We start from the raw sequence: 14,715 nt of genomic DNA, 5'->3' as shown, positions 1-14,715 counted from the left end.
TGCTTGAGCTTGCCCTTACAGTAAAGGTTAGGGTTTGCCAGTCGGCGTTTTGTGGTGCCGACGGGTTCCCGGGAGGAACAGCATGACGATTCAACAGCAACACCTCATTCATCTGCAATTGCCGCTCAGTGGCATGAGCTGCGCCAACTGCGCCAGCCGCATCGCGGCCAGCCTCAACAAACTCGACGGGGTCACGGCCACCGTCAATTTCGCGCTGGAGCAGGCGGCCATCGAGCTGGCCAGCCCCGATCGCCTGCCTGTGGTGCTCGACAGCATCAAGAGTCAGGGTTACGACTACGGCAGCGAGACCTTTTTGTTTCAAATCACCGGTATGACCTGTGCCGGTTGCTCGGCTCGGCTGAACAAGATGCTGGCTGCACTGCCGGGCGTCATCTCCGCCGAGGTCAATTTCTCCATCGAACAGGCTCGTATCGTGCTGGTGCCTGGCGCACAGAGCCCCGCCGCCCTGCGTGAACATATAGAAGCGCTCGGCTTTGGCGCCAAACTGGCACAGGGCTCGGCCAGCGGCCGCCGCCAGCAGTTGCTGGAGCGGGAAGCGCAGGAGGCCGTCACTGCCCGTCAGGCGCAGACCCGGGTCATCGTCTCGGCTTTGCTCACCCTGCCGCTGCTGGTGGGGATGTTGGCCATGGCTGGACTGTTCCCCTGGCATCTGCCCGCCTGGCTCGAGCTGCTGCTCGCCACGCCGGTGCAGTTCTGGATTGGGGCCCGCTTCTATCGCGGCGCCTGGTTTGCCCTCAAGAACCGTGCGGCCAATATGGATGTGCTGGTGGCCACCGGCACCAGTGCCGCCTACTTCTACAGCCTCTATCTGCTGCTAACGCTGGGCATGGCGGCCAGCGGCCAGCTCTATTTCGAGGCGAGTGCCATCATCATCACTCTGATCTCCTTCGGCAAGTTGCTGGAAGCGCGGGCCAGACGCAGCACCCAGTCCGCCATTCGCGAACTGATGGCGCTGCGGCCGGAAACCGCTACCGTCTGGCGCGGCGAGAGTTGGCAGAGTGTCGCTATCGACGAGGTGCTGCGCGGTGATCGGCTGCGGGTGCTGGTGGGGGAACGGGTGCCGGTGGATGGCAAAATCGTGAGCGGCGCCAGCGAGCTGGACGAGTCGATCCTCACCGGCGAGAGCCTGCCGGTGCCGCGCAGTGTGGGCGACAAGGTGCTGGGCGGTGCCATCAACCGATCCGGCGTGCTGGAGATCGAGGCCACTACGGTGGGGGAGGATTCCAGCCTCAGCAAGATCATCGCGCTGGTGGAGAGCGCCCAGATGGGCAAGGCGCCGCTGCAGCAGCTGGTGGACAAGGTCTCTGCCGTGTTTGTACCGGTGGTTATGGCCATCGCCCTGTTTACCCTGCTGGTGTGGTACGCCATCAGCAATGACTTCGCGCAGGCGCTGCTGGCGGCGGTGGCGGTGCTGGTGATCGCCTGTCCCTGCGCGCTGGGGCTGGCGACACCTGCCGCCATTGTCACCGGCACCGGGGTGGCGGCGCGTCACGGCATCCTGATCAAGGATGTGGATACCCTGCAGAAGGCCCACGCCATCAAGGCGCTGATCTTCGACAAGACTGGTACGCTCACTCAGGGCAAGCCTGTGCTGGCGAGCTGGAGCGGCACTGCCGAGCAACTGCGTCTCGCCGCCGCCCTGCAACAGGCGAGCGAACACCCGCTGGCGCTGGCCATGCGCGAGGCGGTCGGCAACGGTGCGACATTGCCCCAGCCGGAAGCGGTCGAGGTGCGGGTCAGTGCCGGTATTGTCGGTCAGGTGGCGGGTCACGCGGTCGCCATCGGTAATGGATCCCTGCTGGCTCAGCTCGGCATTGATCAGCCGCAACAGAATGAACAAGCCGCCGATGGGGCGACCCGGGTTTGGGTGGCCATCGATGGCACGGTCGCCGGCATCGCGGCGTTGGCCGATACCCTGCGCCCCGAGAGTCCGGAAGCCATCGCCACCCTGCGCCAGCGCGGCATCGCCAGCTGGCTGGTGAGCGGCGATGCACCGGCGCCGGTGGCCCATATTGCCGCCAAGCTGGGGCTGGATGGGGCCTTTGACTCCGTGCTGCCAGCGGGCAAGGTGGAGAAGGTCGAGGCGTTGCGGGCGCAAACTCGCGGGCTGGTGGCCATGGTGGGGGACGGGGTGAACGACGCTCCGGCGCTGGCGGCGGCGGATGTCGGTATCGCCATGGGCTCCGGCTCCGATGTGGCGATGGAGACCGCTTCCATCACCCTGATGCGATCTGATCCGCGGCTGGTGGCCGATGCCATCGATATCTCGGCGGCCACCTGGCGCACCATTCAGCAGAATCTGTTCTGGGCCTTCGTATTCAACATCATCGGCATTCCGCTGGCGGCGCTGGGCTACCTCAGCCCCGAGCTGGCGGGGGCGGCCATGGCCCTGAGCAGCATCACAGTATTGAGCAATTCCCTGTTATTGAAACGCTGGCAGCCCAGGGCGGCGCACGGGCCAGCATCCAACCCGATCAGTAAGGAGGCATAAATGAACATCAGCAAGGTTGCCAAGGCCACGGGGCTGACCGCCAAGACCATCCGTTACTACGAGAGCATCGGTCTCATCACAGCACCGGTACGCAGCGACAACGGCTACCGCAGCTACACGGAAGGCGCGCTGCGCGAGCTGCGCTTCGTCAAGCGGGCGCGGGAGACCGGCTTCAATCTGGAGGAGTGTCAGGAGCTGTTGGCGCTCTATCGCAACGAGCACAGAACCAGCGCCCAGGTGAAGAAGCTGGCGCAGGAGAAGATCGTCGATCTGCGCGCTCGCATCGCCGGGCTGCAGGCTATGCTGACTTCCCTGGAAGGGTTGGTCTGCTGCTGCCACGGGGATGAGAATCCCGAGTGCCCGATCCTCGACGAGCTGGAGAAGGGGTGAGCAAGGGCTCACCTTCCAGCGCAGGGTAAACCACAGATGATTGACTAACTTCTTAATAAACGGTGCTTTATTGTTGCGGGTCAGGGGGTAGTGGTAGACTGCTCGGCTCTTGTACAGGAGTACTCAGTTGACCCAGAGTGTGACACGCCAGGTTAAGCAGGCCATCATGGCCCAGCTCTATACCCACGCATCGTTCAGTCTCCCCTGTTTGGGCGTGTTGGCATTTGGCTGGAGTCTGCTGTTTCACGACTATCTGCCCGCCACCGAAGCGCTTGGCTGGCTGGCAGGGACTTTCCTGTGGCTGCTTGGCCGGGGCTGGCACCTGCGCTGGCGGCGAGCCCGCCTGCACCAGACACCGCTGCCAGTGCTGGAGCGCGAACTTTTCATCGGCGTGACTATTACCTCCATCATCTGGGCGCTGGGGGTGCTGCTCTACATGGACAAGCTGCCCGATACCTATCGGGCCGCCATGATGATGCTCGCCAGCCTCATTCTCACCGGCAGCGCCATCATGCTGTTTGGCAGCCGCCGCACCCTCTATGGTTCTGCCCTGCCGCTGGGTATGGCAATGCTGTTCGAGCTGGGCAATGGCAACGAGCAAGAGCGGATCGTCTCCTGCATGCTGGCGGGCTATCTGTTTGTCTTTCTGCCGACCCTGCTGCGCCGGATGCGGCGGGATCAGATCGCCTCGCTCCACCACCGTTTCTCCAACGCCGAACTGGTGGCCGAGTTGAAGGTGGTCTCCGAGCATTTGCGTCTCACCTCCCGCCTCGACGGTCTGACCGGTATCGCCAACCGCGCTCACCTCGACGACTCGCTGGAGCGGGCCTGGCGCCGCTGTCACCGTGCCCGGGCGCCGCTGTCGCTGGTGCTGGTGGACGTGGATTACTTCAAGCAGTTCAACGATCTCTATGGCCATCAGCTGGGGGATGACTGTTTGCAACAGGTGGCGGGGTTGCTGGCCGAGGTGGAGCGGCGCGAGGACGATTTGGCGGCCCGTTACGGGGGCGAGGAGTTCGCCCTGCTGTTGCCCTGCACCGGCATGCAGGGGGCGTTGCAGGTGGCGGACAATGTGCGGCAGGCGCTCAAGGAGTTGGCCATCCCGCACCAGAAGTCACTGGTCTCCGGTCGGGTCACATGTAGTTTTGGTGTTGCGACACTGATACCGGATAACAGCATGAAAATCGCCGATTTGATCCAGAAAGCGGATGCGGCACTCTATCAGGCCAAGCATAATGGGCGGGATCGAATCGAAGTAGCCTTGATGGGTAAGGTTGCCTGAGTTTAACGTGACAGATTAAAGAGGTTGTCTATGCAATGTCATCGTATCGAAGAGCTGCTGGAGTTGTTGCAGCCTGCCTGGATCAAGGAACAGGATCTCAGCCTGGTGCAGTTTGTTGCCAAACTGGCCAACGAAGCGGGATTTGAAGGTTCTCTGTCCGAGTTGACCGACGACATGCTGATCTATCACCTCAAAATGCGGGAATCCGACAAGCAGGCGATGATCCCCGGTCTGGCCAAGGATCATGTGCCCGATTTCAAAGAGGCACTGCTCAAAGCCCGCGGAATCAAGTGAATCTTTAGCGGAAGCGCATCACCGCAAGGTGATGCGCTTTTTTGTTGCCGAAAATTGCGATCAAACGCCAATATTAGATACATCTAATCCACACAATTAGCATGCTGTTTAAGATATAATCCGCTCCATAACAAATAAGGGAGCGATGTCTTGCAATGGCCGACCACGATAAAATCGATATCAAGGACGTCACCGACAAGGACGTAACCGGGACCTTCAACCCCCATACGTTCAAAGCCAGCGACGACAGATTCAACCCGGGCAACCGCATCTATGTGCGGGCCCAGAAAGGGTATTGGCAGCGGGTGCGCAAGGGGATGGGCTGGTTCTTCGTTGCCCTCTTCGTGCTGCTGCCCTGGCTGCGTTACGAGGGGCGACAGGCGGTGCTGTTCGACCTCGGTCATCAGCAGTTCCATATCTTTGGCGCCACCATCTGGCCGCAGGATCTGACCCTGCTCGCCTGGCTCTTCATGATTGCCGCCTTCGCCCTCTTCTTCGTGACCACCTTCCTCGGCCGGGTCTGGTGCGGCTATCTCTGCCCGCAGACGGTCTGGACCTTCATGTTCATCTGGTTTGAAGAGAAGCTGGAAGGGCCCGCCAACAAGCGGCGCAAGCTGGACGAGGCGCCCTGGAGCGGCGAGAAGCTGGCCCGCAAGGGGGCCAAGCATCTGGCCTGGCTGGCGATCTCGCTGGTGACCGGCCTGACCTTCGTCGCCTACTTCCAGGATGTGACTGAACTGGTGCCGGACTTCTTCACCCTGCAGGCGGGGGGCTGGGTACTGTTCTGGGTGAGCTTCTTCACCATCATCACCTACGGCAACGCAGGCTGGATGCGCGCCATCATGTGTATCCACATGTGCCCCTATGCCCGCTTCCAGTCCGCCATGTTCGACAAGGACACCTTCATCGTCGGTTATGACACCAAGCGCGGCGAAACCCGTGGTGCCCGCTCCCGCAAGGCGGACCCCAAGGCGCTGGGGCTGGGTGACTGTATCGACTGCGATCTTTGCGTGCAGGTCTGCCCGACCGGCATCGATATCCGCGACGGCCTGCAGTACGAGTGCATCAACTGCGGCGCCTGCGTCGATGCCTGCGACCAGACCATGGATCGGATGGGCTATCCGAAAGGGCTCATCAGCTACACCACCGAGCACAAGCTGGCCAACGACTCCACCCATGTGGCGCGTCCCAAGCTGATTGGCTACGGGCTGGTGATGGCGGTGATGCTGGGGGTATTTGTCTACAACGCCATGTCCATCATGCCGATGGGGCTCGATATCCTGCGGGATCGCAACCAGCTGTTCCGTGAAAACAGCGAGGGGCTTATCGAGAACACCTACACCCTCAAGATCCTCAACAAGACCCTGCAGCCCCAGACCTACCAGCTGGATGTGGAGGGCTTGCCCGAGTATCAGTGGTTTGGTCCCCGTGAAGTGACCCTGAAGGCAGGCGAGATCTATACCTTGCCGGTCAGTCTGGCGGTCGATCCCTATAACCTGAAACGGCCAACGCTGGACATCCAGTTCGTGCTGAAACGGGAGGGGGCGGCGCCCGATGACAGCAAGGGTAACCTGCGTCAGGGCAGCAAGTTTATCAGCCGGTTGTAACCGCGTGTGGCGGCGGGGCGGGCGCTATGCCAGTCCGGTCACCAGCGAGCACGGCAATGCCGGGCAGTAGTGATAGAATGGGGCGCAACGGCGCCCCTTTCTTATGGTGGATGACATGCGTTTCAACTATTCCGACCTCAATCCCGACCTCATCATGGATGCGCTCGATCTCAGCGGCCTGCGGCTCGACTCCGGCCTTATCGAGCTCAACAGCTACGAAAACCGGGTCTATCAGTTTCAGGATGAGGATCGTCGCCGCTATGTGGTGAAGTTCTACCGTCCCGGCCGCTGGAGCCGGGCCCAGATCCTTGAGGAGCATGAGTTTGCCACTCGTCTCGCCGAGGCGGAGATCCCGGTCGCTGCGCCGCTCGCCTTCGCGGGCGAGACCCTGCTGGAGCATGAGGGTTACCCCTTTGCCATCTGGCAGAGCGTCGGTGGCCGTCAATTCGAGGTGGATAACCTCGATCAGCTGGAGTGGGTGGGGCGCTTCCTCGGTCGCATCCATCAGATCGGTGCCAGCAAGCCGTTCCACCATCGGGTGCGGCTCGATGTGGAGAGCATGCTGCACGAGCCGCGTCAGCTGCTGGCGTCTGGCGAGTGGCTGCCAAGCGGGCTGGCGAAGCAATTCTTCGGGGTGCTCGACGAGCTGATCAAACATGTCAGCGACGCCATGACCCTCGATGTGGCGCAGATCTCGCTGCATGGCGACTGCCACCCGGGCAACATCCTGTGGCGCGATGGCCCCATGTTTGTCGACCTCGATGATTGCCGCACCGGCCCCGCGATTCAGGATCTCTGGATGATGCTGAGTGGCGAGCGCCACGAGCAGCAGATCCAGCTCGACACCCTGCTGGCGGGCTACGAGGAGTTTATGGAGTTCGACTCGCGGGAGCTGGCGCTGATCGAGCCGCTGCGGGCGATGCGCATCGTCCACTACATGGCCTGGCTGGCGCGGCGCTGGGAAGATCCCGCCTTCCCCCGTCACTTCCCCTGGTTCAATACCGATCACTACTGGCGTCAACAGATAGCGACCCTGCACGATCAGCTGGAAGCACTGAAGGCACCGCCGTTGACCCTGATGCCTGGGTGGTAACTTATCCGGCGACCAGCAGATAGCCCCACCTTTGGCACGATCAGCTGGAGGCACTCAAGGCGCCGCCGTTGAGTCTGATGCCAAACTGGTGAAATGGAAGGGATCTTGCGTGGCCAGCGGGACTCGATCTCCGGCCCTGACCATTGACGTCAGCATGGCGAAACAATAGGCTTGGCACTGCTTCGGTTCGCCGGGCGTGCCTCACAGTGATCCCTTAACAGGAAACATCATGAAAAAAGTTCTATTTTTCCTTGCTGCCATGCTGATGATCCCCATGGTTCACGCCGCCCCCGAGTTCAAGGAAGGCGTCAACTACGATGTGGTCAAACAGACTGGCAGTGCCCAGCCGGAAGTGATGGAGTTCTTCTCCTACTACTGCCCGCACTGCGCCACCTTCGAACCGATCGTTGAGCAACTGCAAGCCGGTCTGCCGAAAGGCGTCACCCTGAAGAAGAACCCGGTTGCCTTCCTCGGCCGCGAAATGGGCCCCGAGATGCAGCGTGCCTATGCCGTTGCCAGCCTGCTCAACGCCGAAGCCAAGCTGACCCCGGCCATCTTCACCAAGATCCACACCCAGCGTCAGCCGCCGATGAGCCGTGACGAGGTGAAGCAGATCTTCGTGGACAACGGCGTACCGGCTGAAGAGTTCGACGGTGCCGTCGACAGCTTCGCCGTCTCCGGCATGGTCTCCCAGTTCGATCGCAACACCGAGAGCTACAACATTCGCGGTGTACCGGCCTTCCTGGTGAACGGCAAGTACATGGTGAAGATTGAATCCATCACCTCTCAAGAGCAGTTCAACCAGCTGGTGCAGTTCCTGCTGGCCAAGAAAGACTGATACCTTTTGAGTCGATAAAAAAAGCCCGCCGGTGCGAACCGGCGGGCTTTTTGTTTTCTGGCGCTCGGTGAAGATCAGACCCCGACGTGGAACGCCTGCTTGAGGTTGCGGATGAACTCCGCATCCCGGCAGAGGGTCTTGCCCGGGCTGTCGGAGATCTTGGCGACCGGGCCGCCGTTGCACTCCATCAGCTTGAAGACGATGTTCATCGGGCTGACACCGGGCAGATCGCAGGTGAGCTTGGTGCCGATGCCGAAGCTGGTGTTGATGCGGCCACGGAAGTGACGGAACAGCTGCACCGCCTTGTCGAGGTTGAGCCCGTCGGAGAAGACCAGGGTCTTGTCGGTGGGGTCGATACCGAGCCGCTGATAGTGGCTGATCGCCTTCTCGCCCCACACCACGGGATCACCGGAGTCGTGGCGCAAGCCCTGATAGCTGCTGGCCAGCTCGAAGTCGAAGTCACGCAGGAAGGCATCCATGGTGATGCAGTCGGTCAGGGCGATGCCGAGATGGTCGGTGAACTCGTCCAGCCAGCTGGTGAGGGCGGCGCGCTGGCTGTGCTCCAGCGGGAAGCCGAGCTGCTGGTGCGCCTGGAACCATTCGTGGGCCTGGGTGCCCACCGCAGGCAGCTTGTACTTCTGGGCCAGCATGTAGTTGCTGGTGCCGCGAAACGCCGGCAGCCGCTCCTTGAGGCGACCCACCACCGCATCCTGCACCGAGTGGGAGAAGCGGCGGCGGGTGCCGAAGTCGATGAGGTTGAACTCGCTCATCTCCTCCGGGCTCAGCTCCTGCTCCAGCTTGTCGATCTTCTGATCGAGCCGCTCCAGCGCGTGGCTGACACCGAACTGGGGGTAGCGGAAGCGGTTGCGCATCTCGCTGATGATGGCGAGCACCGGGATCTCCCACAGGATCACATCCTGCCAAGGGCCCTCGACCCGCACATTGATGCGGCCATCCTGCTCGAACACCTTGAGCAGCGAGGCATCGAGCGGCTTGCGGCGCAGGTGGTCGAGGTAGTCAGGGGTGAAGAAGGGGCGCTCGGCCAGAAAATCGAGCTCGGGCTTGGTCAGTCGCAGGGATCCGGCGAGGCGCAGCTGCTCCTCGATCTGCCCCATCATGGGCAGCAGATCCTCTTCATTGCGGCTGTGAAACTCGGCCACCACCTCGGCATCCGGATAGCGATGGAACACCGCCTGCTGCATATGCAGCTTGTAGGCATCGGTGTCGAGCAGGCTAGTGAGGATTGGGGGCATATCAGGCGTCCAGCAGGCGTTGTACATCGATCAGGGTCTGGGCCAGTTCGGCGCCAGCCTCGATCATCTGGGTGTGGGCGCTGGCAACCGTCTCGGGCGCGATGCCACGGCAGGCATCGAGATGGACGATTACCCGGAAACCGGCGCGGCGCAGTTGCAGCACGCTGGTTTTGACACAGTAGTCGGTGGCGAGGCCGCCGACCAGTACGGTGTCGACCTTGCGGGCTTGCAGGAATTCGATGAGTCCGGTGCTGCGCCGTTCGGCCAGATCGTGATAACAGGCGCCGTAAGGGTGCAGATCCGGCTCGACCCCCTTCCAGATGAAGAAGTCATAGTCGATGGGGGCGGGCAGGCCGTCGAGCAGCTCGAAGCCCTTGCTGCCCGGCACGCAGTGCACCGGCCAGGTGAGGTCGGCGTTCGGCAGATCCAGCGGCAGCAGCATGCCTGCGGGGTCAGAGACGGCCCAGTCGGCATTGGCGGGGTGAGCGTCCTTGCTGCCGATCCGCAGCGTGGCGAGGGTGGCCTGAGCGTTGAGCGCAGCCACAATATCATCACCGCCCGCGACGGGCAGTTCGTTCGGGCAGAGGGGGGTAAAGCCCTTCTGCGCATCAATATCCAGGCTGGCGACGGTTCCCATGATTGGCTCCTGCACATACTATTCGTGTGATATTATCTACCAAACATTAATGGAAGGCGAGCAGGGCGATCGGCATGCTGAGAATGAGTCTGGATATGGTGGTGCTGCGGTTGCATGACGAGCGGCTCGAGCTGCTGCTCGAGACCCGTGATCGCCCCCCCTTTGCCCACAGTTGGCAGCTACCCGGTTTGCGTATCGACGAGGCACTGGATCGGGATCTGGACGCTGCCCAGCGCCGCCTGCTGGCGGAGTGGGGGCTCGGCCACTGCTACAGCGAGCAGGTCTGTACCCTCGGCAATCTGGAACGGGATCCCCGCGGCTGGTCCACCACTCTGGTCTATCTCTGCCTGGTCGATCCGGAAGTGGAAGTGACCCACGGCTGCTGGCATCCGCTCTCCAATCTACCGGGGCTGAGCCTCGCCTTTGACCATGTCCAGCTTATCGCCAAGGGGCTGGAGCGGCTGCGCATCAAGAGTCGCTACAGCACCCTGCCGTTGCATCTGCTGGGGCCCGAGTTCACCCTCTCCGAGGTGCAGCGTGCCTTCGAAATCATCCTGCAAACCCCGATGAATACGGCGGCGTTTCGCAAGCGGATCCATCGCGCCGACATTCTGGTGGATACCGGCCGCAAGCGTACCGGCAAACAGCGCCCCGCCATCCTCTACCGGTTGGAGAGCCCCTGCTGCGTGATGTTTGATCAGGTGATGCATGGAGCGGAAGCGTGAGTACCAATCCCGTTCGTGTGCTGGTCAGCGCCTGCCTGTTGGGCCAGCCAGTGCGTTACGATGGCCAGAGCAAGGGGATTGTCAGCGATTGGCTGAGTGAGCTCGGATCCGAAGGGCGGGCGCTGGCCTTCTGTCCCGAAGTGGCGGGCGGCTTGCCGACCCCGCGCCCTCCTGCCGAGCGGCAGGGCGAGCGCGTAGTGACGGCGAGCGGGCTGGATGTGACTGAAGAGTTTGATCGCGGCGCCGAGCTGGCCCTCGCGCTCTGTCAGGCGCAGGGGATTCGCTTCGCGCTGCTGAAAGAGGGGAGCCCCTCATGTGGCAGCGGCCGCATCTATAACGGCCGCTTTGAGGGAATTTCTGTGGCGGGCGAGGGCAAGACCACCGCCCTGCTGCGCCGCCACGGGATTGCGGTCTTTTCCGAAGATCAGCTGGCCGAGCTGGCCTCGGCGCTCTCTTTGGATGCCTCTTTGCTGGATATCTCTTCGGCAGCAACCGGCAGCGGCGCCTGACTGTTCTGCCACCCCTCCAGCACTTCGTCTTTCTCCTGCCAGCGCTGGTTTAGCCACTCCTGAAAACCGCGCTTGAACTGCTTGTCATTGAAGTAGTCACCCACCAGCGCCTCATCCACCGGCAGCTCCTCGATCCGCACCTGAATGCGCTTCACCCGCCCCATCAGGAAGTCCTTGAACGGGGTCTCGGCGTTGTCCGGATAGCGGATGGTGACGTTGATCAGGCTGTCAAACTGCTCCCCCATGGCGGCCAGCGTGAAGGCCAGACCCGCCGCCTTGGGCGGCATCAGATGGCGGTAACGGGAACGGGCCGCATCCCGTTTCTGCTCGGTGAAGCGGGTCCCTTCCACGAAGTTGATGACGGTGGTGGGGATGTGGCGAAACTTCTCGCAGGCATTGCGGGTGGTTTCGATATCCTTGCCGCGCAGGTGCGGATTTCTTAACAGAAACTCTCTCGAATAGCGGCGCATAAAGGGCATGTCGAGTCCCCAGCAGGCAAGTCCCAGCAGCGGGATGTAGATCAGCTCGTGCTTCATGAAGAACTTGGGCACCGGCAGTCGATCCCGGAACAGGTGGCCCAGCACCACGATATCGGTCCAGCTCATGTGGTTGCTGATGATGAGATACCAACCATCCTTGCGCAGTCGGGTCTTATCTTCGATCTGCCAGTCGATGCGCATCGTGAGACGGATCACCAGCGCATTGCAGGCGAGCCACAGACGCATGAAGCGGTTGTTGAGGTGGCTGCAGGCGCGGCCAAAAGCCGGAACAGGCAGCAGCAGTTTGGCCAGCGACACCAGCAGGATCAGGCTGGCGCACAAGGCGGTGAACAGGATGGTCAGGCCCGCGCTGATGATCAGCACCAGCGGGCCGGGAAGCAGGGATAGCATGGGTGTTTACTGCGCCTTGGTTGCCAGCAGTTGGCTCAGGGTCTGGTCCTTCTCGTGCCAGATCCCGTTCAACCACTGTTGAAACTCTTGTTGGAAGTCGGGGTCATTGAAGTAATCCCCCACCAGCTTGCGGTCGATCGGCAAATAGCGGACCTGAACCTTGATTTGCCCGACCCGGCCGCACATGAAACCCCAGTAACTGGGAATGCCGTCCGGATAGGCGATGGTGACATCCACCAGTTGATGCAACTGATCACCCATGGCGGCCAGGGTGAAGGCGATGCCCCCCGCTTTCGGGAGCAGCAGATGACGATAGGGCGAGCCCTGCTTCTGATGCTTGCTGCCGGTGAAGCGGGTGCCTTCGACGAAGTTCATCACACTCACCGGAATGTGGCGGAACCTGGCGCAGGCCTTACGGGTCGTTTCAATGTCTTTTCCCTTCAGATGGGGGTGTTTTTCCAGAAATTTTCTGGAATATCGCCGCATGAAGGGGAAGTCGAGTGCCCACCAGGCCAGACCGAGAAAAGGCACCCAAATCAGCTCTTTTTTGAGAAAAAACTTCAGGAAGGGGATTTTTTGGTTAAAAACCCGCTGCAGTACCAGTATGTCGACCCAGGATTGATGGTTGGCAATCACCATATACCACTCATTCCGGCGCCCTTTGTCCACTCCGACCACCTCGAAAGGGGTTTTGATGATGGTTTTCTGGATCAGATTGTTGAAACCGATCCAGCAGCTGGCACAGCCATCCAGCAGGGCATTGCAGAGGGTTCGCCACCCTTTGAGCGGTAACGGCAGCTTGAGCAGACCCAACAAGAAGATGGGGATAAACCAGAAGAGGGTGTTGAAAAAATAGAGCAGGGTGGAGAGGCTGCCGCGCAGTCGCTCTGTCAGCTTGTTGGGCATGAGTTCGGGTCCGTCTTGCTGTCGATAAAGGGCCATCAAGTGGTCAGATCTGTGGCCATAATATCAGCCGCTGGCCCGTGAGACCATTAAGAGCCGTCACAGTGCCGGACTCACATTTTCCCCTCTATCAGCTGCTGCGCAGCCGCGACAGCAGACGATCCATGGCACGATAACCGAGAGCCTCGATCAGATGCTCCTTGCCGATGGCCGGTTGCCCCGCCAGATCGGCGATGGTGCGCGACACCCGCAAAATGCGGTGCCAGGCCCGGATGCTGAGCCCCAGCTTCTGGATGGCGTTCTCCAAAAACTCGGCATCTTGCGGCGATAATCGGCAAATATCTTCGATTTCACGACTATCCAGCAGATTGTTGAGCTTGCCATTGCGGCTGAGCATGCGCTCCCGCGCCGCCAGCACCCGATCGCGGATCTGCTGGCTCGACTCCCCCCGCTCCGCCTTGCCGGTGAGACTCCCCTTGGGCAGCAGCGGCACCTCCACCGTCAGATCGAAGCGGTCGAGAAAGGGACCGGAAAGTTTGCCGAGGTAGCGCAGGATCTGATCCGGGCTGGAACGGGTCTGGCCGTCGCCATAGTGGCCGCAGGGGCTGGGGTTCATGGCGCCCACCAGCTGGAAGCGGGCGGGAAAATCCACCTGACGGGCGGCCCTGCTGATGGTGATGTGGCCGGTCTCCAGCGGTTCGCGCAGGGAGTCGAGTACCTTGCGCTCAAATTCGGGCAGCTCATCGAGAAACAGCACCCCGTTATGGGCCAACGAAATTTCGCCGGGCCGCGGATGGCTGCCGCCTCCCACCAGCGCCACTGCGGAGGCGCTGTGGTGCGGCGTGCGATAGGGCCTGTGGTGCCAGTGCCCGGCGCGCGGGGTGAGGCCACCGATGGAGTGGATGGCGGCGGTCTGCTGCGCCTCCTGTTCGCTGAGCGGCGGCAGAATGCCGGGCAGGCGGCTGGCCAGCATGCTCTTGCCGGTGCCAGGCGGGCCGATGAACAGCAGGTTGTGGCTGCCGGCGGCGGCGATCTCCAATGCCCGCTTGGCCTGGGACTGGCCGATCACATCCTGCAGATCCGGCACATCGGGCAGGGTATCAGTGGTCTGGGGCTCCGGCAGTGGCAGCTCGTATTGACCCGCCAGCCAGGCGGTGACGGCCAGCAACTGGTGGGCGGTGCGCACCTCGGCATCCTGAATGAGGGAGGCCTCGGGGCCGTTCTCTCGCGGCACCAGCAGGGTGCGTCCTGCATCGCGGCAGGCCAGTACGGCGGGCAGCACCCCGAGCACGGGACGGATCTCGCCAGTCAGAGCCAACTCCCCTAAAAATTCGTGATTGAGCAGGTATTTTGCCGGTATCTGCTTGGAAGCGGCGAGAATACCGATGGCGATGGCCAGATCGAAACGGCCGCCCTCCTTGGGCAGATCGGCGGGGGCCAGATTGACTGTGATGTGCTTGCTCGGGAACTCGAAATTGCCGTTGAGCAGGGCGCTGCGTACCCGATCCCGCGACTCCTTCACCGAGGTTTCCGGCAATCCCACCATGTTGAAGGCGGGCAGGCCGTTGGAGAGGTGAACTTCCACCGTAACTTGCGGAGCCGCGATCCCGAGGCTGGCACGGCTATAAACCACAGCTAATGACATAAATCCCGTCCTTGAGTTGATATATGTTCTGACTAACTGCTTGTTGTTGGTTTTTTATTCCAGAGTTCCGGCTGAGGAATAGCCAAAATCAGTGGGTTGTCACAGAAAAAAGTCTTGCCCAATAAAAATCACCGTGC

At 61.5% G+C, this 14,715-nt stretch carries 14 protein-coding genes; 9 read left to right on the top strand and 5 right to left on the bottom strand.

What is annotated here, in order from left to right; genetic code table 11:
• Positions 1-82 precede the first annotated feature (82 nt).
• The 7 genes from BSP75_RS01270 to BSP75_RS01240 all read left to right on the top strand — a co-directional run bounded on the left by BSP75_RS01270 (position 83) and on the right by BSP75_RS01240 (position 8,016).
• Positions 83-2,512: a heavy metal translocating P-type ATPase gene (locus BSP75_RS01270; RefSeq protein WP_075111954.1), complete on the top strand. Its 2,430-nt coding sequence runs from the start codon at positions 83-85 to the stop codon at positions 2,510-2,512.
• A complete protein-coding gene (cueR, locus tag BSP75_RS01265) occupies positions 2,513-2,902 on the top strand; it encodes a Cu(I)-responsive transcriptional regulator (protein WP_069556369.1) in 390 nt (129 codons plus the stop codon).
• A 127-nt stretch (positions 2,903-3,029) separates the two neighbouring features.
• Positions 3,030-4,184 (top strand): GGDEF domain-containing protein, encoded by a 1,155-nt coding sequence (locus BSP75_RS01260; RefSeq protein ID WP_075111953.1) that lies wholly within the window; start codon positions 3,030-3,032, stop codon positions 4,182-4,184.
• Between the two features lie 30 nt (positions 4,185-4,214).
• Entirely contained in the window at positions 4,215-4,478 is a 264-nt protein-coding gene (locus BSP75_RS01255) for a YihD family protein (RefSeq protein WP_042062469.1), read from the top strand.
• A gap of 155 nt (positions 4,479-4,633) precedes the next feature.
• Complete coding sequence (gene ccoG, locus BSP75_RS01250; RefSeq protein WP_058052061.1) at positions 4,634-6,085, top strand: cytochrome c oxidase accessory protein CcoG; 1,452 nt, start codon at positions 4,634-4,636, stop codon at positions 6,083-6,085.
• Positions 6,086-6,188: 103 nt separating this feature from the next.
• Positions 6,189-7,178: a serine/threonine protein kinase gene (locus tag BSP75_RS01245; RefSeq protein ID WP_075111952.1), complete on the top strand. Its 990-nt coding sequence runs from the start codon at positions 6,189-6,191 to the stop codon at positions 7,176-7,178.
• Positions 7,179-7,407: 229 nt separating this feature from the next.
• Positions 7,408-8,016 carry a thiol:disulfide interchange protein DsbA/DsbL gene (locus BSP75_RS01240; protein WP_042655883.1) on the top strand — a complete coding sequence of 203 codons (609 nt, stop codon included), beginning with the start codon at positions 7,408-7,410 and terminating at the stop codon, positions 8,014-8,016.
• A 74-nt stretch (positions 8,017-8,090) separates the two neighbouring features.
• Here the strand turns inward: BSP75_RS01240 and pncB are convergent, their stop codons facing one another.
• Positions 8,091-9,269: a nicotinate phosphoribosyltransferase gene (gene pncB / locus BSP75_RS01235; protein WP_075111951.1), complete on the bottom strand. Its 1,179-nt coding sequence runs from the start codon at positions 9,267-9,269 to the stop codon at positions 8,091-8,093.
• A gap of 1 nt (position 9,270) precedes the next feature.
• Complete coding sequence (locus BSP75_RS01230; RefSeq protein ID WP_075111950.1) at positions 9,271-9,906, bottom strand: nicotinamidase; 636 nt, start codon at positions 9,904-9,906, stop codon at positions 9,271-9,273.
• A gap of 74 nt (positions 9,907-9,980) precedes the next feature.
• Here BSP75_RS01230 and BSP75_RS01225 point away from each other — a divergent pair, with 74 nt between their 5' ends.
• Both BSP75_RS01225 and BSP75_RS01220 read left to right on the top strand, forming a co-directional pair.
• The gene (locus BSP75_RS01225; RefSeq protein WP_075111949.1) at positions 9,981-10,631 is read left to right on the top strand and encodes an NUDIX domain-containing protein; all 651 of its coding nucleotides are present in this window, start codon (positions 9,981-9,983) and stop codon (positions 10,629-10,631) included.
• Entirely contained in the window at positions 10,628-11,140 is a 513-nt protein-coding gene (locus BSP75_RS01220; RefSeq protein WP_075111948.1) for a DUF523 domain-containing protein, read from the top strand. Before BSP75_RS01225 ends, BSP75_RS01220 begins: the two co-directional genes overlap by 4 nt.
• Here BSP75_RS01220 and BSP75_RS01215 read toward each other — a convergent pair.
• The 3 genes from BSP75_RS01215 to BSP75_RS01205 all read right to left on the bottom strand — a co-directional run bounded on the left by BSP75_RS01215 (position 11,056) and on the right by BSP75_RS01205 (position 14,578).
• Positions 11,056-12,030, bottom strand: coding sequence for an acyltransferase (locus BSP75_RS01215; RefSeq protein ID WP_075111947.1), 975 nt, complete (start codon positions 12,028-12,030; stop codon positions 11,056-11,058). The two genes, BSP75_RS01220 and BSP75_RS01215, sit on opposite strands and share 85 nt — an antisense overlap.
• 6 nt (positions 12,031-12,036) lie before the next feature.
• Positions 12,037-12,936: an acyltransferase gene (locus tag BSP75_RS01210; RefSeq protein ID WP_075111946.1), complete on the bottom strand. Its 900-nt coding sequence runs from the start codon at positions 12,934-12,936 to the stop codon at positions 12,037-12,039.
• 127 nt (positions 12,937-13,063) lie between these two features.
• On the bottom strand, positions 13,064-14,578 hold the full coding sequence (locus BSP75_RS01205) for a YifB family Mg chelatase-like AAA ATPase (protein WP_075111945.1): 1,515 nt from the start codon (positions 14,576-14,578) through the stop codon (positions 13,064-13,066).
• Positions 14,579-14,715 lie beyond the last annotated feature (137 nt).

The sequence above is a fragment of the Aeromonas sp. YN13HZO-058 genome (assembly GCF_001921245.1).
Taxonomy (GTDB): Bacteria; Pseudomonadota; Gammaproteobacteria; order Enterobacterales; family Aeromonadaceae; genus Aeromonas; species Aeromonas allosaccharophila.
The sequence above is the reverse complement of the archived record's forward strand: the minus strand, read 5'-3'. Positions and strand labels throughout refer to the sequence as shown.

Coding starts and splice junctions, on each gene's coding strand:
- BSP75_RS01270 (WP_075111954.1), top strand. CDS start 83: ATGACGATTCAACAGCAACACCTCATTCATCTGCAATTGCCGCTCAGT.
- cueR (WP_069556369.1), top strand. CDS start 2,513: ATGAACATCAGCAAGGTTGCCAAGGCCACGGGGCTGACCGCCAAGACC.
- BSP75_RS01255 (WP_042062469.1), top strand. CDS start 4,215: ATGCAATGTCATCGTATCGAAGAGCTGCTGGAGTTGTTGCAGCCTGCC.
- ccoG (WP_058052061.1), top strand. CDS start 4,634: ATGGCCGACCACGATAAAATCGATATCAAGGACGTCACCGACAAGGAC.
- BSP75_RS01245 (WP_075111952.1), top strand. CDS start 6,189: ATGGTGGATGACATGCGTTTCAACTATTCCGACCTCAATCCCGACCTC.
- BSP75_RS01240 (WP_042655883.1), top strand. CDS start 7,408: ATGAAAAAAGTTCTATTTTTCCTTGCTGCCATGCTGATGATCCCCATG.
- pncB (WP_075111951.1), bottom strand. CDS start 9,269: ATGCCCCCAATCCTCACTAGCCTGCTCGACACCGATGCCTACAAGCTG.
- BSP75_RS01230 (WP_075111950.1), bottom strand. CDS start 9,906: ATGGGAACCGTCGCCAGCCTGGATATTGATGCGCAGAAGGGCTTTACC.
- BSP75_RS01225 (WP_075111949.1), top strand. CDS start 9,981: ATGCTGAGAATGAGTCTGGATATGGTGGTGCTGCGGTTGCATGACGAG.
- BSP75_RS01215 (WP_075111947.1), bottom strand. CDS start 12,030: ATGCTATCCCTGCTTCCCGGCCCGCTGGTGCTGATCATCAGCGCGGGC.
- BSP75_RS01210 (WP_075111946.1), bottom strand. CDS start 12,936: ATGCCCAACAAGCTGACAGAGCGACTGCGCGGCAGCCTCTCCACCCTG.
- BSP75_RS01205 (WP_075111945.1), bottom strand. CDS start 14,578: ATGTCATTAGCTGTGGTTTATAGCCGTGCCAGCCTCGGGATCGCGGCT.